General features: G+C 36.9%; 20 protein-coding genes. 15 read left to right on the top strand and 5 right to left on the bottom strand.

Features of this window, described 5'->3' with window-relative positions; translation table 11 throughout:
* The first annotated feature begins 19 nt into the window (after positions 1-19).
* From MF646_RS08075 to MF646_RS08030, 10 genes are all read left to right on the top strand, one after another.
* A complete protein-coding gene (locus tag MF646_RS08075) occupies positions 20-1,003 on the top strand; it encodes a Gfo/Idh/MocA family protein (protein WP_250095978.1) in 984 nt (327 codons plus the stop codon).
* Positions 1,004-1,670: 667 nt separating this feature from the next.
* Positions 1,671-3,215, top strand: coding sequence for an L-glutamate gamma-semialdehyde dehydrogenase (pruA, locus tag MF646_RS08070; RefSeq protein WP_250095977.1), 1,545 nt, complete (start codon positions 1,671-1,673; stop codon positions 3,213-3,215).
* Between the two features lie 131 nt (positions 3,216-3,346).
* Positions 3,347-4,264: a proline dehydrogenase family protein gene (locus MF646_RS08065; protein WP_250095976.1), complete on the top strand. Its 918-nt coding sequence runs from the start codon at positions 3,347-3,349 to the stop codon at positions 4,262-4,264.
* A 455-nt stretch (positions 4,265-4,719) separates the two neighbouring features.
* Positions 4,720-5,625, top strand: a complete 906-nt coding sequence (rocF, locus tag MF646_RS08060) for an arginase (protein ID WP_250095975.1) — start codon at positions 4,720-4,722, stop codon at positions 5,623-5,625.
* Positions 5,626-5,686: 61 nt separating this feature from the next.
* On the top strand, positions 5,687-6,877 hold the full coding sequence (locus MF646_RS08055) for an ornithine--oxo-acid transaminase (RefSeq protein WP_250095974.1): 1,191 nt from the start codon (positions 5,687-5,689) through the stop codon (positions 6,875-6,877).
* 128 nt (positions 6,878-7,005) lie between these two features.
* Positions 7,006-7,449, top strand: coding sequence for a MarR family winged helix-turn-helix transcriptional regulator (locus MF646_RS08050; protein ID WP_250095973.1), 444 nt, complete (start codon positions 7,006-7,008; stop codon positions 7,447-7,449).
* Between the two features lie 385 nt (positions 7,450-7,834).
* Complete coding sequence (locus tag MF646_RS08045; RefSeq protein ID WP_250095972.1) at positions 7,835-8,788, top strand: ABC transporter permease; 954 nt, start codon at positions 7,835-7,837, stop codon at positions 8,786-8,788.
* Positions 8,778-9,728 (top strand): iron chelate uptake ABC transporter family permease subunit, encoded by a 951-nt coding sequence (locus MF646_RS08040; RefSeq protein WP_250095971.1) that lies wholly within the window; start codon positions 8,778-8,780, stop codon positions 9,726-9,728. The genes MF646_RS08045 and MF646_RS08040 overlap by 11 nt, the downstream gene beginning before the upstream one ends.
* Entirely contained in the window at positions 9,722-10,480 is a 759-nt protein-coding gene (locus MF646_RS08035) for an iron ABC transporter ATP-binding protein (RefSeq protein ID WP_250095970.1), read from the top strand. Before MF646_RS08040 ends, MF646_RS08035 begins: the two co-directional genes overlap by 7 nt.
* Before the next feature lie 344 nt (positions 10,481-10,824).
* Entirely contained in the window at positions 10,825-11,817 is a 993-nt protein-coding gene (locus tag MF646_RS08030) for a siderophore ABC transporter substrate-binding protein (protein WP_250095969.1), read from the top strand.
* A 107-nt stretch (positions 11,818-11,924) separates the two neighbouring features.
* On the opposite strand, the gene MF646_RS08025 is transcribed toward MF646_RS08030, so the two are convergent.
* Positions 11,925-13,115, bottom strand: a complete 1,191-nt coding sequence (locus tag MF646_RS08025) for a DUF418 domain-containing protein (RefSeq protein ID WP_250095968.1) — start codon at positions 13,113-13,115, stop codon at positions 11,925-11,927.
* Between the two features lie 158 nt (positions 13,116-13,273).
* Between MF646_RS08025 and nfsA the strand changes: the two genes are divergently transcribed.
* The 5 genes from nfsA to MF646_RS08000 all read left to right on the top strand — a co-directional run bounded on the left by nfsA (position 13,274) and on the right by MF646_RS08000 (position 17,851).
* Positions 13,274-14,017, top strand: a complete 744-nt coding sequence (gene nfsA / locus MF646_RS08020) for an oxygen-insensitive NADPH nitroreductase (protein WP_250095967.1) — start codon at positions 13,274-13,276, stop codon at positions 14,015-14,017.
* A gap of 77 nt (positions 14,018-14,094) precedes the next feature.
* Positions 14,095-15,276: a pyridoxal phosphate-dependent aminotransferase gene (locus MF646_RS08015; RefSeq protein WP_250095966.1), complete on the top strand. Its 1,182-nt coding sequence runs from the start codon at positions 14,095-14,097 to the stop codon at positions 15,274-15,276.
* Positions 15,277-15,359: 83 nt separating this feature from the next.
* Positions 15,360-16,256: a manganese catalase family protein gene (locus MF646_RS08010; RefSeq protein ID WP_250095965.1), complete on the top strand. Its 897-nt coding sequence runs from the start codon at positions 15,360-15,362 to the stop codon at positions 16,254-16,256.
* A 203-nt stretch (positions 16,257-16,459) separates the two neighbouring features.
* A complete protein-coding gene (locus tag MF646_RS08005) occupies positions 16,460-17,065 on the top strand; it encodes a fumarylacetoacetate hydrolase family protein (protein ID WP_420842491.1) in 606 nt (201 codons plus the stop codon).
* A 36-nt stretch (positions 17,066-17,101) separates the two neighbouring features.
* Complete coding sequence (locus tag MF646_RS08000) at positions 17,102-17,851, top strand: glycerophosphodiester phosphodiesterase (RefSeq protein ID WP_250095964.1); 750 nt, start codon at positions 17,102-17,104, stop codon at positions 17,849-17,851.
* A 62-nt stretch (positions 17,852-17,913) separates the two neighbouring features.
* On the opposite strand, the gene MF646_RS07995 is transcribed toward MF646_RS08000, so the two are convergent.
* From MF646_RS07995 to MF646_RS07980, 4 genes are read right to left on the bottom strand one after another with little or no spacing between them, the layout of a single operon-like run.
* Positions 17,914-20,358, bottom strand: a complete 2,445-nt coding sequence (locus tag MF646_RS07995) for a glycogen/starch/alpha-glucan phosphorylase (protein ID WP_250095963.1) — start codon at positions 20,356-20,358, stop codon at positions 17,914-17,916.
* Positions 20,294-21,790 carry a glycogen synthase GlgA gene (gene glgA, locus MF646_RS07990; protein ID WP_250095962.1) on the bottom strand — a complete coding sequence of 499 codons (1,497 nt, stop codon included), beginning with the start codon at positions 21,788-21,790 and terminating at the stop codon, positions 20,294-20,296. Before glgA ends, MF646_RS07995 begins: the two co-directional genes overlap by 65 nt.
* A 34-nt stretch (positions 21,791-21,824) precedes the next feature.
* On the bottom strand, positions 21,825-22,931 hold the full coding sequence (gene glgD, locus MF646_RS07985; protein ID WP_250095961.1) for a glucose-1-phosphate adenylyltransferase subunit GlgD: 1,107 nt from the start codon (positions 22,929-22,931) through the stop codon (positions 21,825-21,827).
* A 24-nt stretch (positions 22,932-22,955) separates the two neighbouring features.
* Positions 22,956-24,110, bottom strand: coding sequence for a glucose-1-phosphate adenylyltransferase (locus MF646_RS07980; protein WP_250095960.1), 1,155 nt, complete (start codon positions 24,108-24,110; stop codon positions 22,956-22,958).
* Between the last annotated feature and the right edge of the window lie 330 nt (positions 24,111-24,440).

Below are 24,440 nucleotides of genomic sequence, written 5' to 3'. Positions count from 1 at the left end.
AATAAATAGGAGGGTCTTTATGGTCCGTTTTGCCGTGATAGGAACAAATTGGATTACCGAAAGTTTTATTGAGGCTGCAAAGAACATTGATGGATTTGCTCTGACTGCCGTCTATTCAAGAACAGAAGATCGTGCTAACCAATTTGCTAGAAAGTTTAATGTGGAAAACATATATACAAATTTACAAGAGTTGGCTAGTAGTAATCAATTTGATGCCGTCTATATAGCCAGTCCCAATTCATTTCATGCTAGTCAGGCGATTCTCATGATGGAGAATGGAAAGCATGTTTTATGTGAGAAACCTCTTGCTTCAAACACAGCAGAAGTAAAAGAGATGGTACAATGCGCAAAGGATCATCACGTTGTATTAATGGAAGCATTAAAAACAACACTGCTGCCTAATTTTTTAACCATTAAGGAACACTTGCATAAAATTGGAACAGTTCGAAGGTATGTCGCTAGTTACTGTCAATACTCGTCACGCTATGATCGTTATAAGCAGGGGGAAGTATTAAATGCCTTCAATCCTGTTTTTTCGAACGGTTCTCTTATGGATATTGGCGTGTATGCTGTTTATCCTCTTGTGGTTTTATTTGGAGAACCACATTCAATTAATGGCCAATGTTATATGCTCGAATCAGGTGTAGATGGTCAAGGGAGTCTTTTACTACAATACGATGAAATGGATGCGGTTATCACTTACTCTAAAATCACTAATTCCTATATTCCTTCTGAAATTCAAGGTGAGAATGGAAGTATCATTATTGACAAAATTCATACGCCGGAGAAGGTTACAATAAAATACAAAGACGGTTCCGAAGAAGACATTACCGTAAAACAAGATCAACATTCGATGTACTATGAAGCAAAGGAGTTTATTTATTTAGTTCAAAATAAAGCTTTTGAATCGACCGTTAATTCTCACAAAAGCTCAATCATTACTGCAACAATTTTAGAAAAGGCAAGAAGACAGATGGGTGTTATCTATCCAGCCGATAAGTAGGATGAATGATTAGCTAAACCGTGCATAGAAATAGTAATACCCCACTCCAATAGGAGGGCATTGAAAAAGTACAACAGAACTTTTTCAGCGCCTTTACCATTTAGTGGGGTATTACGCTATTTATTTTGTAGTATTCAGCAGCATAATAATGAATTCTAGTTTGATTCTCTGGAGCTTCAAATGACATTGGGCTTGTTGATGAAGTGAAAGAGTAGATGAAAAACTAATCGATGCTACCTCATCGGTGATAATATTCATCGATCCCTCAATGATGTGCTCCAATTCTGTTACATTACCAGGCCGACTATATTGATAAAATGCTCGTAGAACTCCATCAACAATATAACAAACGATTCTTTACGTATGTAATTATTTCCAATTGCTTCAAATGGACCCTCACGTTACTCTATTTTTCAAAACATTTTCTTACAAACTTTCATACTTAGTAATATCACTAGCAGTATCAATTGCCCGACCATTTCACCGTTAGTTGTACCGGTTACGTATTATTGAGGGGTGTGATCTTTTTGCCGTCCTTATTGTAGTACGTTTGTTTCGCGTTCTTAGTAGTTTTTCCATCCTCTAACGCTGAGGTTTAAATATAATGTGCAATATTCGTATTTTAGAAAGTAAGGAATCATTTTAAAAGAAAAAGGAGTCGATTTCTATGACAGTCCCTTACAAACATGAACCTTTTACAGACTTTTCAATTGAGGATAATGTTAAACAATTTGAAATAGCATTAAAAAAAGTGAAAGATGAGCTTGGAAAAGACTACGGTTTAGTGATAGGAGCTGAGAAAGTTTCAACTGAGGAGAAGATTGTATCAGTAAACCCATCTAATGTATCTGAAGTCGTCGGTACAGTATCAAAGGCTAATAAAGAATTAACGGAAAAGGCAATGCAAGTGGCAAATAAAACGTTTCAAACGTGGAAAAAATGGGACCCTGAAGTCCGTGCAGATATTTTATTTAAAGCAGCTGCTATTGTAAGACGACGCAAACATGAATTCTCTGCATACCTTGTTTATGAAGCTGGAAAGCCATGGAATGAAGCAGATGCAGATACGGCTGAAGCAATTGACTTTTTAGAGTATTATGGTCGTCAAATGATTGAACTTGCAAAAGGGTATCCAATTGAAAGTAGAAAAATTGAGAACAACCGACTTGCCTATATTCCATTAGGAGTTGGAGTCGTTATTTCTCCTTGGAATTTTGCATTTGCGATCATGGCTGGGATGACTTCAGCAGCTCTTGTATCTGGAAACACAGTTCTGTTAAAGCCAGCCAGTACTACACCAGTTGTCGCTGCAAAATTTATTGAAGTATTAGAAGAAGCCGGTCTACCTGCTGGAGTAGTTAACTATATTCCTGGAAGTGGCAGTGAGGTAGGAGATTATTTAGTAGATCATCCAAAAACGAGATTTATTAGTTTTACTGGCTCTAGAGATGTAGGAGTTCGTATATATGAGCGAGCAGCTAAAGTACATGAGGGGCAAATTTGGCTTAAACGTGTCGTTGCTGAGATGGGGGGAAAAGATACAATTATCGTTGATAATCAAGCAGATCTTGATTTAGCTGCTGAAGCAATTGTGAAATCAGCATTTGGGTTTTCCGGCCAAAAATGCTCTGCTTGTTCAAGAGCAGTTATACATCAAGATGTATATGATGAAGTGTTAAGAAAAACAATTGCATTAACAAAAAAATTGACAGTAGGAGATCCAGCAGAAAGAACATTTATGGGTCCTGTTAATGATCAAGCAGCATTTGATAAAGTAATGAAGTACATTGAGATTGGGAAGGAAGAAGGAACATTAGTTGCAGGAGGAAAAGGTGATAATTCAAAAGGTTATTTCATTGAACCGACGATTTTTGCAGGGGTAAATGAAAATGCTCGTTTAATGAAAGAGGAGATTTTTGGCCCAGTTGTGGCTTTTTGTAAGGCAACAGATTTCGATCATGCCTTAGAAATTGCCAATAATACCGATTATGGATTAACAGGGGCGGTAATCTCGAATAACCGAGCACATATTGAAAAAGCAAAAGAAGATTTCCATGTTGGAAATTTATATTTTAATCGTGGTTGTACGGGGGCGATCGTTGGTTACCATCCTTTTGGAGGTTTTAACATGTCAGGGACGGATTCTAAGGCAGGAGGTCCAGATTATCTTCTCCTATTCACCCAAGCTAAATTAATGTCTGAGCAACTTTAAAAAAAGATACTAGTAGTTTTGTTTAAAAAGGACGAATAACTCTTTAGGGAATACACTCTATAAATTTCAGACACTTAAAAAGGTCGGTCTTCATCTTTATCCATGTCTACATCGCAAAGGGGGTTATTTTATTGGTTGAGAAACTCTCAAAAAATTTTTTTCTCTATCTTTCAAAAAATAAAATCCTTAATAAAGGTGCAAAAAGGTGGGGACTTAAATTAGGAGCAGCACAAGTAGTAGCTGGTGTAACCGTTGATAGTGTAATTAAAGTCGTTAAAGTTCTTAACAAAAAAGGATTGGTTTGTACCGTAGACCATCTTGGTGAATTTGTCCTTAATAGAGATGAAGCTAAACAGTCTATGAAAGTATGCATTGAAACGCTAGAAGCTATGTCAGCTACAGGTGTCAATTGTAATCTATCTTTAAAATTAACCCAGCTTGGACTTGATATAGACCGACAATTATGTATTGATCATATGAAAGCTATTCTGGATGCAGCTAAGAAAACGAATAATTTTGTCAGAATTGATATGGAGGATTACTCACATTATCATCAAACATTAGAGATATTGGCAGAACTTCGTCAGACATATGACAATGTAGGAACGGTTTTACAAGCATACTTGCATAGTGGTAAGAAAGATTTGGAAAGTTTGAGAGGTGTGCCGTTGCGTCTTGTAAAGGGGGCTTATAAGGAGTCACCTAAAGTAGCTTATCAAAATAAAGAGAAAATAGATGAGAATTATTTAGAGATGATCAAACAACATTTGCTAACAGGAAGTCACACAGCTATTGCTACTCACGATCACAGAATCATTGAAAAAGTAAAGCGCTTCTGTAAAAAATGGAATATTCCAAAGTCACAATTTGAATTTCAAATGCTATATGGTTTCCGAACCGAACTGCAGGAACAAATTGCTAAAGAAGGGTACACGATGCGTGTTTATGTACCTTTTGGTCATGATTGGTACGGCTATTTTATGAGAAGATTAGCAGAAAGACCTCAAAATGTTTCTTTTGCATTAAAGGGCCTCTTTTCTAAGAAATGAGCATAGATTAATAGAAGCGGTTGTGTCAAAAGGAAAGCCGTAAAAAAGGTGAAAATCGGAGGCCCTTTGAAAAAGTCCTTTTTAGCAGATTCGAGGAAGTAGCAATGGCTCCACACGTTGCGCGCCTGCTATGAGAAAACCACTCATAGCAGGCTTTAAGACAAAGCAACGGTTTCGCTCATTGCTTAAAGGCCACTGAAAAAGGTCAAAACCGTACCTTTTTCAGTGGCCTCGAAAATCGAACCTGCTTCAATGCCTGTAACAATGGCTACGGACCTGGTATGAGAAACCCCCACTCATAGCAGGCTTTTTCAAAAAATGGGGAAGGCTGTGGCTTTTGACACAACCTTTAAGCAATGAGCCCTTATTTTATAGTTTTTAAGTCCGTACTCTCTTCGTTTTTTATTTCTCATTAGTATGTTAAATGTTACGCCTTATTGAGAGGGGGGTTCATAATGGATGAACAGAAAAAAATATCAATAGTTGGAGTTCCTATGGATTTAGGGCAAGTTCGCCGTGGTGTCGATATGGGACCAAGCGCGATGAGATATGCTGGCTTACTAGAGGAGCTAAAGAGTCAAGGTTTTGAAGTAGTAGATTACGGTGATATACCCATTCATAGGTCGACAAATGGAACAAACCAAGAACAGAAATTAAGAAACTTACAGGAAGTTATTAAAGTTAGTGAAGAGCTATGCACAGAGTTAGACAAGGCGATAAATAAAGGAGGATTTCCACTAGTGTTAGGTGGAGACCATAGTATCAGTATAGGCTCGATTGCTGGAATTTCTAAGCATTATAAAAGGCTGGGGGTTATTTGGTATGATGCTCATGCTGATTTAAACACGGCGGAAACATCTCCATCCGGGAATATTCACGGCATGCCCCTTGCTATTAATCTAGGTTTGGGCCATAAGTTATTAACAAAAATTGGTGGATATATCCCTAAACTGAAACCAGAGAATATTGTTATTATTGGTGCAAGATCGATTGATGAAGGAGAGCGTAAGTTAATAAAGGAAAAAGGGATCAAAGTGTTTACGATGCATGAAATTGATCGCAGAGGCATGACAGCAGTTATGGAAGATACGATTCATTATTTGTCTGACCGTACAGACGGGGTACATCTAAGCTTTGACTTAGATGCCATTGACCCGATATATGCACCAGGGGTGGGGACTCCAGTACTTGGAGGGGTTACCTATCGTGAAAGTCACTTAGCAATGGAAATGTTAGCAGAATCAGAAATCGTAACATCAGCAGAATTTGTAGAAGTAAATCCTATCTTAGATCATAAAAATAAAACAGCAGATATAGCAATTGAGTTAGTAGCCTCTTTACTAGGTAAGCAGCTTCTTTAAATACAGGTGTTTGCTATAAAAAGAAAAGCTGTTGAAGTGGGTTATGATGGGAGGAATGAATATGAAGAACTCAAGAGATATTATTAGAAAAACAGAGCAATTTGGTGCTAATAACTATCATCCACTGCCCGTAGTCATTTCGGAAGCAAAAGGAGTTTGGGTAAAGGATCCTGAAGGTCATACGTACTTAGATATGTTAAGTGCGTATTCAGCTGTAAATCAGGGACATTGCCATCCGAGAATTGTAGCTGCCTTAATAGACCAAGCAAACAAAGTGACATTAACATCGAGAGCTTTTCATAATGACAAACTTGCCCCATTTTATAAAAAGGTGGCTGAATTAACTAGAAAGAATATGGTATTGCCGATGAATACGGGAGCAGAGGCTGTGGAAACTGCGGTAAAAGCTGCGAGACGTTGGGCTTATGATGTAAAAGGGGTAAATGACAATAAAGCAGAAATTATTGTTTGTGAAAATAATTTCCATGGGCGGACGATGACGGCTGTTTCATTATCTTCAAATGATGAGTACAAAAGAGGATTTGGCCCGATGCTCCCAGGTATAAAAGTGATTCCTTATGGCAATTTAGAGGAATTGAAATCAGCTATCACTCCAAATACAGCAGCATTTCTCCTTGAACCAATCCAAGGAGAAGCCGGGATTATCATTCCTCCAAAAGGATTTTTGAAGCAAGCATATGACTTGTGCAAAGAGAAGAATGTTTTATTTATAGCTGACGAAATTCAATCTGGTTTAGGGCGAACAGGAAAGCTATTTGCTTGTGATTGGGATGGAGTAGAACCAGATGTATACATTTTAGGAAAAGCATTGGGTGGTGGGGTTTTCCCTATTTCCGTTGTCGCAGCAAATCAAGAGATTCTTGGTGTATTTGAACCAGGGTCTCATGGATCGACCTTTGGAGGAAATCCGCTTGCATGTGCTGTTTCGTTAGCCGCATTAGAGGTTATCGAAGAAGAACGATTGGTGGAACGCTCACTTGATTTAGGAAATTATATGCTAAAACAGTTAAGGAATATTAAAAGCCCGGTGATAAAAGAAGTGAGAGGAAGAGGTTTATTTATTGGAGTTGAATTACATGTTTCGGCGAGAGAATACTGTGAACTTTTAAAAAAGGAAGGACTATTATGTAAAGAAACACATGAAAACGTGATCCGTTTTGCACCTCCTCTTGTCATTGAGAAAAAAGATCTAGAATGGGCTATTGCTAAGATCTATAAAGTTTTTCAATAATTTTTAGATAGCCTTCTTCTCTATTCGGGTTTAGATCAAAAAAAGAAAACGCTTTCTTAATTGAACTTGCTTAATTTAAACGATTCCTGTACGATTTTCATATCACATGATAATTAGGGGTAAAAAGTATGGGGAAAAGCAAATACATTTTAGCAGAGTCGATAGGTTATAAAATAACGAACACAGCACGTCTTATTACGAATCGTTTAAATAAAAATTTCAAGCAAAATAACTTACCTGTAACACATGAACAATGGGCGATAATGATCAGGTTGTGGGAGGAAGATGGGTTAACTCAAAACAACTTAGCAGAAATGACGAAGAAAGATTCACCAAGTATCTCAAGGTTGATTAACAATATGGAAAAAAGAGATCTAGTCACAAGGATCCCGCATCCAGTCGATAAACGTACAAACTTAATTTTTTTAACAGCAACAGGAAAGAAAATGCAAATGAGTATGATTGAACAAGCTCAAAATACAGTTGATCAAATATCAAATGGAATTGAAAAAGAGGAGATGGAAATCTTCTTAAAAGTTTTAAGGAAAATTGACCAAAATTTATCTGATTAAAAAAACACTTCTTTTCTCTAAATGAGAATAGAAGTGTTTTTTTTGATGCACCAATCATACCAACATTAATACAATAAAGTTGTTTAGACAACATTGTTGTTTGCTTATTATTTAATATAGTAATAAATTCAATGAAAATACGCATAATATAGCGGTTTTCTTTATGTCAATTAGTTGTTTAGACAGATAATTTCAAAAATGATATTGACAATCGTTATCAATTAGCATTAAAATACGTTATACCGATAATCATTATCAATGACGAAGGTTTTCTTTTTTGTCTTTAACTGAATATGATTCTCATTTACATACGGCGGGAGGCTTAAGTAGTTCCATACGATAGTTTACTAGAATAAATTTTTTTACATAGAAAGAGCTGTCCATTATGCGTAAAAGTTATTTAGTACTAATTCTAATAATATTATCTATAGCCTCACTTTTTATAGGAGTTAGGGATATATCGCCACTTGATGTGTTTCGTCTGACGGAAGAGCAAATTCAAACGATGATGCTTGTCCGATTCCCAAGGTTAATTAGTATAATAATTGCTGGAGTTGGGATGAGTATATGCGGACTGATCATGCAACAATTAACAAGAAATAAATTCGTATCTCCTACAACGGCAGGAACGTTGGATTCAGCGAGGCTGGGAATCTTAGTATCATTAATTCTATTTACATCTGCTAGTCCGTTGCAGAAAATGATTGTTGCTTTTGCGTTTGCGTTAGCAGGAACGTTCATATTCATGAAGATTCTTGAGCGAATAAAGCTTAAAGACACGATATTTATCCCGCTTGTTGGATTAATGTTTGGAAACATTGTAAGTTCTGTAACGACATTTTTTGCTTACCAGTACGATCTCATTCAAAATATGTCTGCTTGGTTGCAAGGGAATTTTGCTGTCATTATTAAAGGTCAATATGAATTACTTTACATAAGTATTCCAGTGCTAATTGCCGCTTACATATTTGCTAATAAATTTACTGTTGCAGGGATGGGTGAAGAGTTTGCTGTTAACTTAGGTTTGAACTACAAACATGTAATGAATATTGGATTAGTTATAGTAGCACTTATCACTTCTGTTGTTGTTCTGACAGTTGGAATGATTCCTTTCTTAGGGCTAATTATTCCAAATTTAGTAACGATTTATAAAGGTGATAATCTTCGTGAGAATTTACCTTATACGGCTTTACTTGGAGCAATATTTGTACTTTTCTGTGACATTTTAGGACGCATAATTATTTACCCATATGAGATTGCCATTGGTCTCACAGTAGGGGTAATTGGAAGTGGTATTTTCCTGTATTTATTATTAAGGAGAAAGACGTATGGGCTATAAAGGGAAGTTAACAACATTATCCATCATCGCTGTGGCTCTCACGATTCTCTACTTAACAATAGGCGCAAATGGGAATTGGGAGTATGTTTTACCAAGAAGAGGTTATAAGATTGCTGCAATTATTTTAACAGGTGCTGCAATAGCGTTTTCAACGATGGTGTTCCAGACAATTACAAATAACAGAATTTTAACCCCGAGTATTATAGGACTAGATTCACTATACTTATTGCTTCAAACATTCATAATTTTTACGTTTGGTTCATTAAGTGTTGTGATGATTAATAAATATTTAAATTTTGGTCTTTCTATTGTTTTAATGGTTGTATTTGCAGCAATTCTTTTTAAACTACTTTTTAAACGTGAAGGACAAAACATTTATTATTTATTGTTAGTTGGAATTGTGTTCGGAACGTTATTTGGAAGTTTATCAACGTTTATGCAAGTATTAATTGATCCAAATGAATTTCTTATGGTTCAAAATCGGATGTTTGCAAGCTTTAATAATGTAAATACAGATATTTTTTGGATCTCGGTGCTTTTGATCATTTTCCTCTCTATTTATTCTTACCGCTATGTCAAATTTTTAGATGTTTTATCATTAGGAAAAGAGCATGCGGTTAATTTAGGAGTTAACTATGATCAAATTGTCAAAAAATTATTAATGATTATTGCGATATTAGTAGCTATTGCAACGGCTTTAGTAGGCCCGATTACATTTTTGGGACTTCTTGTAGCAAATGTTGCTCATGAATTTATGAAGTCGTATCAGCACAAGTATTTGATTTCCGGTGCGATTCTTATAAGCATTGTTGCATTAGTTGGTGGTCAGTTAATCGTTGAACGTATTTTTGCTTTTTCAACGCCATTAAGTGTCATCATCAACTTTGTTGGCGGCGTGTATTTCCTATATCTATTGTTAAAGGAGACGAAAAAATGGTAGAAGTGTTGAATGTTTCAAAACAATATCAATCGAAAAAAGTGGTCGATGATGTCTCAGTTAAAATTAGAAAAGGAACGATTACTTCGTTTATCGGTCCCAATGGGGCTGGAAAGAGTACACTACTATCGATTGTTAGTCGCTTAATTGCAAAAGACGAGGGCGAAGTCAAAATAGATGATGTTGATATTAGCAAAACGAATAGCAATGAATTAGCGAAAAAAATATCAATTTTAAAACAGTCTAATAATATTACGATTCGCTTAACGATAAGAGATTTAGTATCTTTCGGTCGCTTCCCATATTCACAAGGCAGATTAACAAAAGAAGACAAAAAATATATTGATGAAGCAATTCGCTATATGGAGCTAGAGGATATTCAACATAAGTTTTTAGACCAATTAAGTGGTGGGCAAGGGCAACGTGCCCATATAGCCATGGTTATTGCTCAAGATACAGAATATATTTTACTAGATGAGCCTCTTAATAATTTAGATATGAAGCATTCAGTCCAAATTATGAAAGTGTTAAGAAGAATGGTAGATGAATTAGGAAAAACAATTGTCATTGTTTTACATGATATTAACTTTGCTTCCTGTTATTCGGATTTCATTGTTGCATTAAAGGATGGAAGGATTGTACGGGAAGGCCCCGCACAAGAGATCATTAATAATGCAGTTCTAAAAGAAATTTATGACATGGATATTCCGATTAACTGCATAGGAGACAAAAAGATTTGTGTGTATTTTGCATAGATTTTATGCCAAAAGGGTGAACTTCCCTTTTGGCATAAAATCGAAGCGCTGAGCGGAGCCGCCGTAAGGTTTTAAGCCTTTTAAGCGGTCTTCTTAAAAGGCGCACGGCGAGAGAAGCCAGCGCAAATCATGATCGTACACGCTTAAAAGAGTATTATTTCTTTTTTTTTTTTTTTTGATGACAATGATAATCATTATTGATATTAGTGGGTTCTGTTATAACATTCGTTAGTTATAGATTTTTGGCAGTTTAGTAGTAAGTACTCGTCTAACTCTTGCAAAACAGAAACTGTCAATGTCTTTAATTATAAAAAATAAGCAAAGAAAAATAGGAGTGAGTAGAAATGAAAAAGTCATTGATGTTTTTACTAATGACATTGGTTTTATCGTTATTTATTGCAGCTTGCACTTCAGCTAAAGAGACAGATGGGGAAGCATTAGAACCAGCAGAGGAGGGAGTTGAAGCTATAGAAGAAGAAGCAACTGAAACAGCAGAAGAAATTACAGTTACGCATGAACTTGGTGAAACAGTAGTCCCTAAAAACCCTCAAAGTGTTGTTGTTTTTGACTTAGGGGTACTTGATGCTTTAGATAAATTAGGAGTCGAGGCTGTAACAGCTGTACCAACAGATAATGTGCCTGATTACCTTGCAAAATACAAAGGTTCCGAATATGAAACTGCAGGAACTTTATTTGAGCCAGACTTTGAAAAGATTTATAATCTGCAACCAGATTTAATCATTATTTCAGGTAGAGCACAAGAAGCTTATGATGAGTTAAGTGAAATTGCACCTACTCTTTTCGTTTCACTAGACACATCTAACTATTTAGAATCACTAACTGGAAACATTGATTTATTTGGCGAAATCTTCGGAGTAGAGGAAACAGCAGAACAAGAATTAGCTGCAATCAATGAATCTTTAGATGCGTTAAATGCAAAAGCAGCTGAAATGGGAGCTGAAGGTTTAGTTATTCTAGCAAATGATGGGTCAATTAGTGCTTATGGCCCGGGTTCAAGGTTTGGAATGCTTCATACTGATTTTGGGGTTACTCCTGTAGATGAAAATATTGAAGTTTCTCAACATGGACAAAACATCTCTTTTGAGTATATTGCCGAAAAGGATCCAGAATATTTATTCGTTGTTGACCGAGGTGCTATCGTTGGTGGAGAATCATCTGCACAACAAACAGTAGAAAATGATCTAATTAAAGGTACTCAAGCGTATCAAAATGACAATATTATTTACTTAAACCCAGTTTACTGGTATATCACGACTGGCGGGTTAACTGCAGTAGACGAAATGATTGCTGAAGTAGACGCAGCGTTAACTGAATAAAATGTGGTTAAGGCAGCAACAGTGGAGAGCATTGTTGCTGCCTTTTTGGATTAAACCGTAGTTTTAACGAAGGAGATTAACCTACGAAAAACGTGAATCTATCTCCTTTATTCTCTTCTACGTTGAAGTTTTGGGATATATAGATAGGTTCCCCATCTCCAAAACCACTCAAATGGGCCAATGTAAAAGTTGCGAAGCCACCACTTACTTGCAATTAGTTGCAATGTAAAGAACAAAAAGACAAGCAACAATCCCATAAAAACACCGATACTAGAATATAAACCAAGACCATAACCGTAAAATAAAGTCGTAAAAACAATTGATTGTACTAAATAGTTAGTTAATGATAATCTCCCTACATACGTGAGAGGCTGTAGAAATTTTCGACCACGTTTATTCTCAGCTAGTAGTGCAATGCTTGAAGCATAGAACATAGCGACAAGAGGACCTCCAACAGTTGTATGCAGCATTTCATAGGCATAGTTATCAATGAATAAATAGGCAATTTTACATGGGAATCCAATAAACAACGTTATCCACCAAACGCGTAAAAAGAGCCGACGATGAGAAGCAACATCTAACAGCCATTTCTTTCTAGCGACAAAGGCCCCTAGTAAAAACATTCCCAACACACTAACCATCGCTGTTGCATTGATAATGATATCTCCTGTCCAACCTAAACCTAGAGGATCGGTAGTTAAGCGAAAATGAACGACTTCTGAGTAACTACCTGACATTAATACTTCTTTTTCTTCAATTGAATAAGCTAAGAGCTGATCATCTAGAGTTGTTGATGAGTCTTCCTCGGGTGTAGCAATTGATAAGGCCATAAGAAATAATAGGAGGAAGGACCAGATCAATAGACCTCTTTCTTTTAGTTTTAAGAAGAAAAAAAGAATAAAGGCAGTAAGTGCGTAAACAAAGAGGATATCCCCATCCCATATGAACAATCCGTGTAAATAACCGACGATTAGCAATATGAATGTACGCCTAAAATAAACGACTCCAAATTGTAAGTTTCTTTGTTCAAGTCGTTCTTTTAAAAAGGCCATACCATACCCAAATAAAAATGAGAAAAGAGTATAAAAGCTAGCTTGTGCAAAGACAATGATAAATCCTTCAGTTATTTGATCAATAATGCCAAGGGGATAAAGTTGATGAATATCAGGAATCACGAACAATCCATATTGAAAGTGTAAACTGTTGGCTATGAGAATACCTAAGAGTGCCAAGCCTCTCATCATATCTAAAGCAACAATTCTCTCACCTTCTTGTAAGGGACGAGAATGACTATTCATGAATAGCTCCTTTCATTTTTGTGTTTTCCTTTAATTGTAAATTACCATTAATCAAAAGAACAAGGCGAATGTATGATTTTTAAGTAAGATTTCTTTTAAGAACATATCACATTGATATAAAATAATAATAGAAAGTAATCAAAAAGGAGTCAATCACATTGGAAAACAATTCCGTTGTTACATTAATTCAAAGCCATCGGTCCATCCGTAAGTTTACAGATAATCAATTAAAAAAAGGACAAATTGAACAAATCATTGAATCAGGACGCTGGGCTCCGACTTCTCATCATGTTCAAGCATATAGCATTATCGTTGTCCAAGATGAGGAAAAGAAAAGAAAATTAGCGACTTTGTGTGGTAACCAATCTTATGTTGAGACATGTCCTGTATTTTTTGTCATATGTGCTGACTTCTATCGATTAAAACAAGCAAGTGATATTCATCAGCAAGCCTTTGAAGCTGGTGAACAAGAACAGGTCCTTGTTGGAGCGGTTGATGCTGCTTTAGTTGCTCAAAATATGCTTTTAGCAGCAAGGTCCTTTGGTCTTGGAGGCGTCATGATTGGCGGGATAAGAAATGATCAGCAAGCTGTTGCAGAATTGCTTAACTTGCCATCTCATACATTCCCTGTAATGGGCCTTTGTGTCGGATTCCCGGCTCAGAACCCTGAGCAGAAGCCGCGTTTGCCCCAAAAGGCCGTTGTTCACGTTGAGGAGTATAACAAGGAAGATTTTGTTGAGCAGATTAAAGAGTATGACGAGATTATGAAGAGGTATTATTATGAAAGAACAAATGGGAAACGTTCAGACACTTGGTCAGAACAAATGGCGGAATTTTTCTCAACACCAAAGCGACCGCAAGTCGGTGTATTTTTAAAAAATCAAGGGTTTTCTAAAGGTTAACAATAATGAAAGATCTATAAGTATAGGTCATATTTGAACAGGAAGGCTCTTTTTTGAATATAGAGAGGTGAAAAATATTGAAAGAATTTCCACAATCAGAAGCTTTGCAACGATTGCCTGAACAGTTTTTTGCAAAGCTTGTCAATAAGGTAATGAAAGTGAAAGAACAACATGATGATGTCATAAATTTAGGACAGGGGAATCCGGATCAGCCAACGCCTAAGCCAATCGTTGATCAATTAAAAAAAGCAGCAGATAATCCTAATTATCACAAGTACCCACCATTTGCTGGATACCCATTTTTAAAAGAGGCAGTTGCAGACTATTATAAGAGGGAATATAACGTTGATATTGATCCTGGAACTGAGGTTGCGGTACTTGCTGGAGCAAAAACAGGTCTAGTAGAGATTAGTCAATGCTTACTAAATGCTGGAGATACTGTTTTAGTACCTGATCCGGGATACCCTGATTATTGGTCAGGAATTGCACTAGCAGGAGCTAATATGCATGAAATGCCTCTAAAACAAGAGAACGACTTTCATCCTGATTTTGCCGAATTAAGCGCTAACACTTTACATAATGCAAAACTTATGTTCTTAAATTATCCTAATAACCCAACAGGTGCTGTTGCCACCCATGCGTTATTTGAAGAGGCGATCAACTTAGGAGATAAGCATGATATATGTATTGTTCATGATTTTGCCTATGGTGCAATAGGCTTTGATGGAAAGAAACCAATTAGCTTTCTTCAAATACCAGGAGCGAAGAATGTTGGTGTGGAAATGCTGACCTTATCAAAAACGTATAATATGGCTGGCTGGCGCGTTGGATTTGTTGTAGGGAATCCAAGCGTTATTAAAGCAATAGAACTAATTCAGGATCATTATTACTGCAGTTTATTTGGAGGAATTCAAGAAGCAGCCGCTTTTGCCTTGAGGTCAGATCAATCGAGTGTCACACAATTAGTCACAATGTATGAAAAACGGAGAACGGCACTTGTTGATGCAGCTCAAAAGATTGGATGGAACGTTGAGGCACCTAAAGGTTCTTTTTTTGCATGGTTTCCTGTTCCCGAAGGATATACTTCTGAAACATTTGCTGACCTTGTGCTAGAAAAAGCTAGGGTTGTGGTTGCGCCAGGGGTTGGCTTTGGAAAGCATGGCGAGGGGTACGTGAGAATCGGATTATTAAGTGAAGAGAAGGTACTTCAGGAAGCAATGGAACGTATTGGAAAACTGCAGCTGTTTCCGTCCCCTTAGTAAAATAATTTATGGAATAGGACATCCGTCTTCCTTCATATGAACATAGTGAATCTCATTTTGTTCAATTGGAGGGACGGCTTGTGATAAAACGTTTAGATAAGCTATTAATTGACTTGCCTAAGCCGGAGCACCCAGATGCCAATGCTGCTGCGGCGGTACAAGAATTACTTGGTGGTAAGTTCGGGGAAATGTCTACATTAAATAACTATATGTATCAGTCTTTTAATTTTCGCAGTAAGAGGAAACTTAAACCGTTCTATGATTTAGTTGCAAGTATTACGGCTGAGGAATTTGGCCACGTCGAACTGGTATCTCATACAATTAACAACATGATTGAGGGCACAACCTTTACAGCAGACCCTGATATGCAACCAATGCAAAACGCAAAGGATAAGCGTAATACGTACCACTTTATTGATACGGCTCAAACGTCACGCCCGATGGATTCAATGGGGGCTCCTTGGAGAGGAGACCACGTTTTTAACAGTGGAAATTTGATTTTAGATTTATTGCATAATTTCTTCTTGGAATGCGGAGCGAGAACTCATAAGATGCGAGTGTACGAAATGACGGAGAACCCAGTTGCCCGTGAAATGATTGGCTACCTCCTCGTACGTGGTGGTGTCCATGTAGTTGCATATGCCAAAGCGCTTGAAATAGCAACAGGTGTTGACATGACGAAAATGGTACCAATCCCGAATTTATCGAACAAAGCTTTTGACTATACTAGAAAGTATGAAGACCAAGGAATTCACCGTAAGTTGTATACGTTTAGTGATACGGACTACCAAGATATCGATAAGATTTGGAAAGGAACTCATCCTGAGGATGGAAAACCGGTAGAAGTCATTCGAGGCGCTCCACAAGGTGCTCCAATTCCAGATTATCCAGAAATACCAGAGGAATTTGCTCCAGGAATTTCACACGAGGACTTCTTGGAAATTGCCAAGCGACTCCAACGTTCAGCTGGAATTTAGTATGAATGATAAGTGTTCCAATAGGTTAGTAACTTATTGGAACACTTTTTTGTTTAATTTGTTAAAGGGAATAGGATCGATTAGATAAATCGTTAACGCTATCATTCTTTATATTGTTTCAGTACAATGAAATTAATATGATGAGTGCCCCTATTTTGAGTCTGGTGAGGCGATTCATTGTCATAAATGAAAGGATGATATCGATGAATATTTATTGCATTGGTCGTAATTATGCAAATCATGCTAAAGAACTAGGGAATGCGATTCCGGATCAACCGCTTTTATTCTCAAAACCTAGTCATTCGTTAACAATTGCCCAAGGCCAGTCGATTGTACTCCCAAAAGGGCTGGGAGAAATACATCACGAGTTAGAAATTGTTTTAAAAATAAATAAGACAGTTCAAAAGGGAGACAAAGTCACGGATGTAGTAAACGAAATGGCTCTTGGGCTAGATTTAACGTTAAGGGATGTTCAATCTGTGTTGAAACAAAAGGGACAGCCTTGGCTTCGAGCTAAAGGGTTTAAAAACTCGGCTATTATTACTGATTTCTGGGAATTTAGTCAAGAGGAGTGTGCGAACACAGAGTTTGCTTTCGAATTGAATGGGCAATTGGTTCAAAATGGGAATATTCGAGATATGTTGTTTGACTTTCAAGAGATTATCGATGAATGTGCAGAATGGTTTGGATTAGCTGAAGGTGATCTTATTTTTACAGGTACACCTGAAGGAGTGGGACCATTACAATCTAATGATTTTGGAAGAATGCTATGGGGGAAAGAGGAGAAAGGTACCTTTTCTATAGAATAGTGTTCTTATATTTGTAAAGTAAAAGGGGGAATCAAGATGAATCAGACAAAAGTTTTCGCGCATCGCGGTTTCTCAAGTCAGTATCCTGAGAATACAATGGCGGCTTTTGAAGCTGCTGTAAAAGCAAATGCCGATGGAATTGAACTTGATGTCCAGCTAACATTAGATGAAGTACCTGTCGTTATTCATGATGAAACATTAGATAGAACAACATCAGGGTCTGGGCTCGTTCAAAGCCACACGGTAGAAGAAATAAAGAAATTAAGCTCAGGTGCTTGGTTTAGCCAAACATATAAAAACGAACAAGTTCCAACACTTGAAGAAGTCTTAGTATGGTCAAAGGATCAATCTATCGTATTAAATATTGAGCTTAAAGGCCAAATCAGTGATAGATATAAGGCAGCGTCTATTATTTTTCCGCTAATAGAAAAACACGGATTAGAAGAACAAGTAATTATATCATCTTTTGATCACAAAGTGATTGCGTTATGTAAAGAGCAGGCGCCTATGCTTGAAACAGCCATTATAGTTTTCGCAGCACTTTTTGAACCTGTACCGTATTTAAGAAAAGTTGATACGCTAGGGTATCATTTTTATTATAAAAGTTTGTTAAATGAAGAAATTGAAGATCTTATAAAAAGGGGGATTCGTCTAAGGCCGTATACGGTTAATGATGACCATCAAATAAAAAAGTTTATTCAGCTTGGTTGTGAAGCAATTATTACAGATCACCCTAAAAAGGCCGTGGACATAAGAAGATATTACTATAATCAATTAACCAAATAAAATGTAAGTAGGAGGTGTCTCCAAAGGTTTGTTTTTAACCTTCTGAGACACTCCCTTACCTTTTATAAAATTGGATGTGTTGGGACCTTGGTTGGATGGATATTCCAAATCTCTTCAGCGTATTGTCTAATTGTTCGATCACTTGAAAAAGCACCAGAGTGCGCAATATTCACGATACTTTTTTGTAACCAATCTCTTTGGTTTTGGTACGTATGATCAACTCGATTCTGAGTAGAGAGGTAACTATCAAAGTCTCGCAGGACAAAATACTCGTCATTATTATAAAGAAGCGAGTAGAAGATATCCTTGAAATCAACATCATCTCCTGAAAAATGTTGATTAACAAGAAGGTCCATTACATTTCGTAATCTTCTATCATTGTTATAATAATCTCTAGCACGATAGTCTCCACGCATTTGATAATTAAATACTTCTTCTGACGTTATACCGAAAGTGAAAATGTTGTCATTTCCTACATACTCACCAATCTCTACATTGGCTCCGTCTTGTGTTCCAATTGTTAATGCACCGTTCATCATGAGTTTCATATTTCCAGTGCCTGACGCTTCTTTACTAGCTGTAGAGATTTGCTCACTGACATCTGCCGCCGGAATGATTTGTTCTGCTAGTGTCACTTGATAATTTTCTAAAAACAGAACTTTTAGGTGTTTGCTAACAGTTGGATGATGATTAATCTTTTCTGCAACGGCATTAATGAGCTTAATTACTTGTTTAGCAAATGTGTAACCAGGTGCTGCTTTTGCTCCGAAAATGAAAATGCGTGGAGTCATTTTAATATCAGGGTTCTCTAAACAAGTATTATAAAGATGAATGATATGAAATAGATTTAACAACTGACGTTTGTATCCGTGTAGACGTTTAATATGAACATCAACAATAGCGTGATCATCAATTGTGAGATTGTAATGTTGTTTAATATACATGGCTAACTTCTTTTTGTTCTCATGTTTTACGCGAGCAACTGCATCTTGAAAAGCTGGATCCGTCGCATAAGGGAGAAGAGAAACAAGCTGTTCCGGTTTCCTTATCCAATCAGTGCCAATCGCTTCTGAAATGACATTAGCAAGGCCTGGGTTGGCATTTAAAAGCCATCGCCTATGTGTGATTCCATTTGTCTTATTATTAAACCGGTCAGGATAAACAATATGAAACGGCTTCATTACACGATCCCTTAATATGCTCGTATGTAACTTTGCTACACCATTAATACTAAAGCTTCCTACCATTGCAAGATGAGCCATATGAATCTGTCCATATGCTAGGATGGCCATTTCTGGTATCTTTTCGCGTAATTCTGGGTAGTCAAACCAAAGCATTTTACAGAAGCGTTCATTTATTTCATATATGATTTGGTACAGCCTTGGAAACAACGTTTCAATCATATCTTCTGGCCATTTCTCTAAAGCTTCACTTAAAGTGGTGTGGTTTGTGTAAGCAACTGTCTCCTGAGTGATCGCCCATGCCTCATCCCAACCAAGTCTTTCATCATCAAGCAAAAGACGCATTAATTCTGGAACCACAAGGCTTGGATGTGTATCGTTTATCTGGATAACGACATGTTTTGAAAGCTCCTTTAGTGGTTTATTTCGTTTTTTGTACCTTTGAAGGATACTTTGTAAACCTGCAGATACAAGGAAATATTGTTGCTTTAGGCGCAATATTTTCCCTTCATAATAGGAATCATCGGGATAAAGGAATTCTGAAATCTTCTCGATTGAACGTTTATAGTCAAGGTAGTGATAGTAGTCATGGCCGCGACTTGAGTGAAAGTGGAAGTGATTCGTAGTTGATTCAGCGCTCCATAACCGAAGTGTATTTACTGTATTATTGTCGTAACCTACTATAGGTACATCATATGGTATTGCGAGAACACGCTCATAGTCGTGATGTTGAAAATGAAGTTCACCATTAATCGTTGTAGTCTCAACCGTACCACCGAAGCGAACTTCAATTGCTTTATCAGTTCGCTTTGTTTCCCACATGTACTCATCTTCTAACCAGTAGTCTGGTAGCTCTACTTGATAACCATTAACAACCTTTTGTTGGAATAAGCCATATTTATAACGAATGCCCATTCCATATCCAGGTAGTTGAAGGGAGGCAAGGGAATCTAAAAAGCAAGCAGCCAGACGCCCTAGTCCTCCATTTCCAAGTCCTGCATCATGTTCTTCCTTAAATACTTCCTCTGGGTTGAACCCTAGGGATGTCAAAGTTTCTTTGTAGACATCTAATAGTCCCATGTTAAGTAAATTGGTCTCAATCATTCTTCCAAGGAGAAATTCCATTGAAAAATAATAAACTTGTTTGCTTTCGTTCTCATCATATGTTTGCTGCGTCATTTGCCAATTAGGGTGTATAGAATCTTTCATTATAAGACAAATGGATTGAAATACATCTTTTGTCGTAGCTTCCTCGAGGCTTTTACCGAATGATGAGGTGAGCTTCTCTTTCAGTAACTGACTTAGATTGTCGACGTTCATTGTCATGTTTTTCCTCCTCATTCACCTGCATCGTTAGCATATTATATACTTCCAAATAGCTTGATGCAGAATGTTCCCAATTTAATTTGGATTTGTAGACGTTCTTTAGGAGTCGGTTCCAGTGTGTAGGTTGATAGTACAAATGGATGGCATAACGGATGGTGTTTAAAAAGTCATAGGCATTATAATTCGTGAAAGAAAAGCCATTTCCTTCTCCATTAAATTCATTATACGGTTTTATTGTATCTTTTAACCCTCCTGTTTCTCGAACAATCGGAATACTTTCATATCGAAGGGCTATTAATTGCCCTAAACCACAAGGTTCAAATCTTGATGGCATAAGAAAGAAATCAGATGCTGCGTAAAGTCTGTGAGCGAGCCCTTCATGAAAGACATTTATGAATCGACATGAATTAGGAAATCTGTTTGAAATAGAATGAAAGGCTTCTTCAAAACGGGCTTCTCCTGTTCCCATAATGACCACTTGAACGGTTTCGGTACTCAACAACTCGTCAAGAATGTGGGTGAGAAGTGGCAGACCTTTTTCTTCTACTAAACGACTAATTAAAACAAACATAGGAATATCGTTTGAGATGATTAGATCTAACTCTTGTTGCATTATTCTTTTATTCTCTTTTTTTCCCGCGTAATTCTTAGAGTAAGGTACTGATACATTAAGATCAGATTGAGGATTGTATATCTCTTCATCTATCCCATTAACAATTCCTGTAATACTCGATATTCTTTCGGCTAAATACTTCTCTAAGCCTTCACCGTAATAAGGGTCTAATATCTCTTTTGCGTACGATGGACTAACAGTTGTAACCCAATCTGCATGAACTAGTGCACCTTTCATAAAATTAATCGTTCCATTAAGTTCAAGTCCACCCATATGAACAAGGTCTAAATGTAATAATTCCTCAAAGATAGAGAGGGGGAAAACACCTTGGTATTTTAAATTATGAATAGTAAAGACAGTTTTAATAGGATGTTGATAGACTCCAGCCTTGATATAGAGAGGGATTAATCCGGTTTGCCAATCATGACAATGGATAATGTCTGGAACTAGATTCAATTTGTTAAGAGTTTCAAAAAAGGCATGAGTAAAAAAGGTGAACCGTTCAGCATCATCTGGCTCGCCATATAGATGAGCTCTGTTGAAATAGTATTCGTTATCAATAAAATAATATGTTACGCCTTCTTGTTTATAAGAAAACAACCCACAATATTGTTTTCTCCACTTTACCCAAACATCAAATGAGGATTCAAACTGTAGTTGGCTCTGTATTTCTGATGGCATAGCTCGGTATTTCGGTAAGATAACCGTCAAATTATGCTTTTTATTCGAAAGTGCCTTTGGAAGAGAAGCGATGACATCTGCTAAACCTCCTGTCTTAAAGAAAGGTGCGCATTCGGATGCTGCCATTACAATATTCATCAGTTTAACTCCTTTCGAACTATTATTTTAGGGATTACAATACTTTTCTCTTAGCAACGATGTATGGGTTCTCTGGTGCACCAATGAAAGTGCGATCAGGTGAAATAATGATGTCTTTATCAAGTACGACATTTTGCAATAAGGTTCCTGCTTGTATTTCACAACGTTGCATAATAATTGAATTTCGGACGACAGCGTCTTTATGTATGTGAACGCCGCGGAATAAGATGCTATTTTCAACTGTACCTTCAATCACACAACCATTTGCTATTAATGAACCCTTAGCGATAGCGCTTTTTGCATACTTAGTTGGTGGTTCATCTTTAGGTTTCGTGTAAATAGGTTTTCTATTTAAAAACAATTGAGCATAAACGTCTATGTCTAATAAAGACATACTGTGTTTATAGTAGCTTTCGATTAAATTAATGACGGATAAGTATCCATTGTATTCATAAGAATGCACAGTAAGACGATTTAAATTGGCAATAATACCATCAAGTAGTAAATTTTCTTTCTTTCTAGCAATACAGAAGTCTACTAGCTCTAACAATAGAGACTTTTTAATAATATACATATCCATAAATAAATTAGAATTGTTTGCATCCGTCGTAATGTTTAATACGTTTCCAAGCTCATCTAACTCTAATTTCTTTTCGGTTAAGTGCTCACTTTGCAGATGGGTAACAGGTTGATAGATTGCGGTTACATCTGCACCAGTATTAAGGTGTTGTTGAAATACTTTTCTATAGTCAATATTGCATATGTGGTGACTTCCGGTAATAAGAACATATTCTCCTAATCCCCGGTTAAAGAAGTCTCTATTGTTGTGAAAATGCTGCAAGTCTCCTCTGGAAAAATCGGTAGGATCATTCCAATCAGGAGGAAGAATAAATAATCCCCCTCGTTTTCGGTCTAAATCCCACGGCTTTCCTGTACCTAAGTGATCCATGAGTGAACGATACTTTTGCCTTGTGAAAACGGCAATATCTTGAATTTGAGAATTCACCATATTAGAGAGAACAAAATCAATCATACGATATCTACTACCGAATGGAACAGCAGCCCCGCACCGGAAATACGTAAGTTCTTTTAATAAATCTAATTCACCATCTAATTGAATAACGCCGATAAGTTTTTCCATTCATTTCGTCCTCTCAAGTGTATTTTATCTAGGGATTGTTGCGTAGTTTTGAATAGGGGTTTCTTTATCTATTACAATGATTTCATTATCGGGTGATTCTATTTCTGTATAATCAGGTATCGTTACTCCTTCGGCTAAGATCACTTTCTTTAACTTAACATTTTGGCCGATTTTCACATTTGGCATGACTACACATTGGTCTAGTTGACTATGGCAGCCAACACCAACTTGATGAAATAAAATAGACTTGGAAACCTCTCCGTAAATGACACATCCTTCATTAACTAGAGAGTCTGTGACATGAGCTTGAGGTGAAATATATTGCGGTGATTGACATTCGTGAACGGAGTAAATGCGCCAGTTGTATTCATTAAGTTTTAGAGAGGGTTGTTTCTTTAATAAATCCATATTGGCTTCCCAAAAACTTTGAACTGTTCCGACATCTTTCCAATACCCTGAGTATGGATAGGCAAAGAGCTTTCGATTATCTTTAAGCATGGCTGGGATTATGTCTTTTCCAAAGTCGTGACTAGACTCCTTGGATTGTGCATCTATATTTAAATAGGATTTTAAAATTGACCAGTTGAAAATGTAAATGCCCATAGACGCCAAATTGCTTTTAGGGTTTGCAGGCTTTTCTTCAAACTCAATAATATCTCCATTATCAGTTGCGTTCATAATGCCGAAACGATTAGCTTCTTCCCATGGAACTTCTATAACAGAGATAGATGCATCAGCACCACGCTCCTTATGGTATTCAAGCATTAGGCTGTAATCCATCTTGTAAATGTGGTCACCAGATAAAATTAAAACGTATTCAGGATTATACTGCTCAATGAAACAACGGTTTTGGTAGATGGCATCTGCTGTCCCTAAATACCATGATCCCCCTCGTTTTTCAACAAAAGGAGGAAGTGGAGTTAACCCTCCGTTGCGTCTATCTAAATCCCAAGGCGTTCCAATCCCAAGGTGATTATTTAGCGCGAGTGGCTCATACTGAGTGAGTACGCCAACGGTTTCAATACCTGAATTAATGCAATTACTTAATGGAAAATCAATAATTCGATATTTACCTCCGAAATAGACAGCAGGCTTGGCTAGTTTTTTTGTTAGGTTTCCAAGCCGTTTCCCTTCACCGCCTGCTAGTAGCATTGCAACACATTCTTGACTTCGATTCATTTTTACCGCCCCAGTCTGAATTAATTTTAAACGTAAAAGAACCATTTTGTGGGGATACTAGTTGTTTCAATAGAGGTATCCTAACGTGTGAGTGGCATGACCACAATGTTGTTTTCAGTGTATGCGAGTGGGAGCGCTTAACATTCCAACCAATTAAAAAAATTTTTAAATGACATTTGGTGAGCAATTTCACGAGAAGAAAGAAGAAATCAATAAAGACGATTAATATTAGGAAATTAAAGGGATGCTCTTGCTAGGTAAGTGAGAATTCGTAATATATGAGTGAAATGCAAAAGAGTGTTCATCCTAAAGAAAAAAAGGTAAACTTCA

Source organism: Halalkalibacter alkaliphilus (assembly GCF_023555415.1).
Classification (GTDB): domain Bacteria; phylum Bacillota; class Bacilli; order Bacillales; family Bacillaceae_D; genus Halalkalibacter; species Halalkalibacter alkaliphilus.
Note: the sequence above shows the minus strand (reverse complement) of the source record. Positions and strands in the feature narration are given on the sequence as shown.

Bases quoted from the DNA above. Each gene is read 5' to 3' on its own strand.
- MF646_RS08045 (WP_250095972.1), top strand. From the start codon at position 7,835: ATGCGTAAAAGTTATTTAGTACTAATTCTAATAATATTATCTATAGCC.
- MF646_RS08055 (WP_250095974.1), top strand. From the start codon at position 5,687: ATGAAGAACTCAAGAGATATTATTAGAAAAACAGAGCAATTTGGTGCT.
- MF646_RS08000 (WP_250095964.1), top strand. From the start codon at position 17,102: ATGAATCAGACAAAAGTTTTCGCGCATCGCGGTTTCTCAAGTCAGTAT.
- glgD (WP_250095961.1), bottom strand. From the start codon at position 22,931: ATGGAAAAACTTATCGGCGTTATTCAATTAGATGGTGAATTAGATTTA.
- MF646_RS08035 (WP_250095970.1), top strand. From the start codon at position 9,722: ATGGTAGAAGTGTTGAATGTTTCAAAACAATATCAATCGAAAAAAGTG.
- MF646_RS08025 (WP_250095968.1), bottom strand. From the start codon at position 13,115: ATGAATAGTCATTCTCGTCCCTTACAAGAAGGTGAGAGAATTGTTGCT.
- MF646_RS08005 (WP_420842491.1), top strand. From the start codon at position 16,460: ATGAATATTTATTGCATTGGTCGTAATTATGCAAATCATGCTAAAGAA.
- MF646_RS08030 (WP_250095969.1), top strand. From the start codon at position 10,825: ATGAAAAAGTCATTGATGTTTTTACTAATGACATTGGTTTTATCGTTA.
- rocF (WP_250095975.1), top strand. From the start codon at position 4,720: ATGGATGAACAGAAAAAAATATCAATAGTTGGAGTTCCTATGGATTTA.
- glgA (WP_250095962.1), bottom strand. From the start codon at position 21,790: ATGAATATTGTAATGGCAGCATCCGAATGCGCACCTTTCTTTAAGACA.
- MF646_RS07980 (WP_250095960.1), bottom strand. From the start codon at position 24,110: ATGAATCGAAGTCAAGAATGTGTTGCAATGCTACTAGCAGGCGGTGAA.
- MF646_RS08040 (WP_250095971.1), top strand. From the start codon at position 8,778: ATGGGCTATAAAGGGAAGTTAACAACATTATCCATCATCGCTGTGGCT.
- MF646_RS08075 (WP_250095978.1), top strand. From the start codon at position 20: ATGGTCCGTTTTGCCGTGATAGGAACAAATTGGATTACCGAAAGTTTT.
- pruA (WP_250095977.1), top strand. From the start codon at position 1,671: ATGACAGTCCCTTACAAACATGAACCTTTTACAGACTTTTCAATTGAG.
- MF646_RS07995 (WP_250095963.1), bottom strand. From the start codon at position 20,358: ATGACAATGAACGTCGACAATCTAAGTCAGTTACTGAAAGAGAAGCTC.
- MF646_RS08050 (WP_250095973.1), top strand. From the start codon at position 7,006: ATGGGGAAAAGCAAATACATTTTAGCAGAGTCGATAGGTTATAAAATA.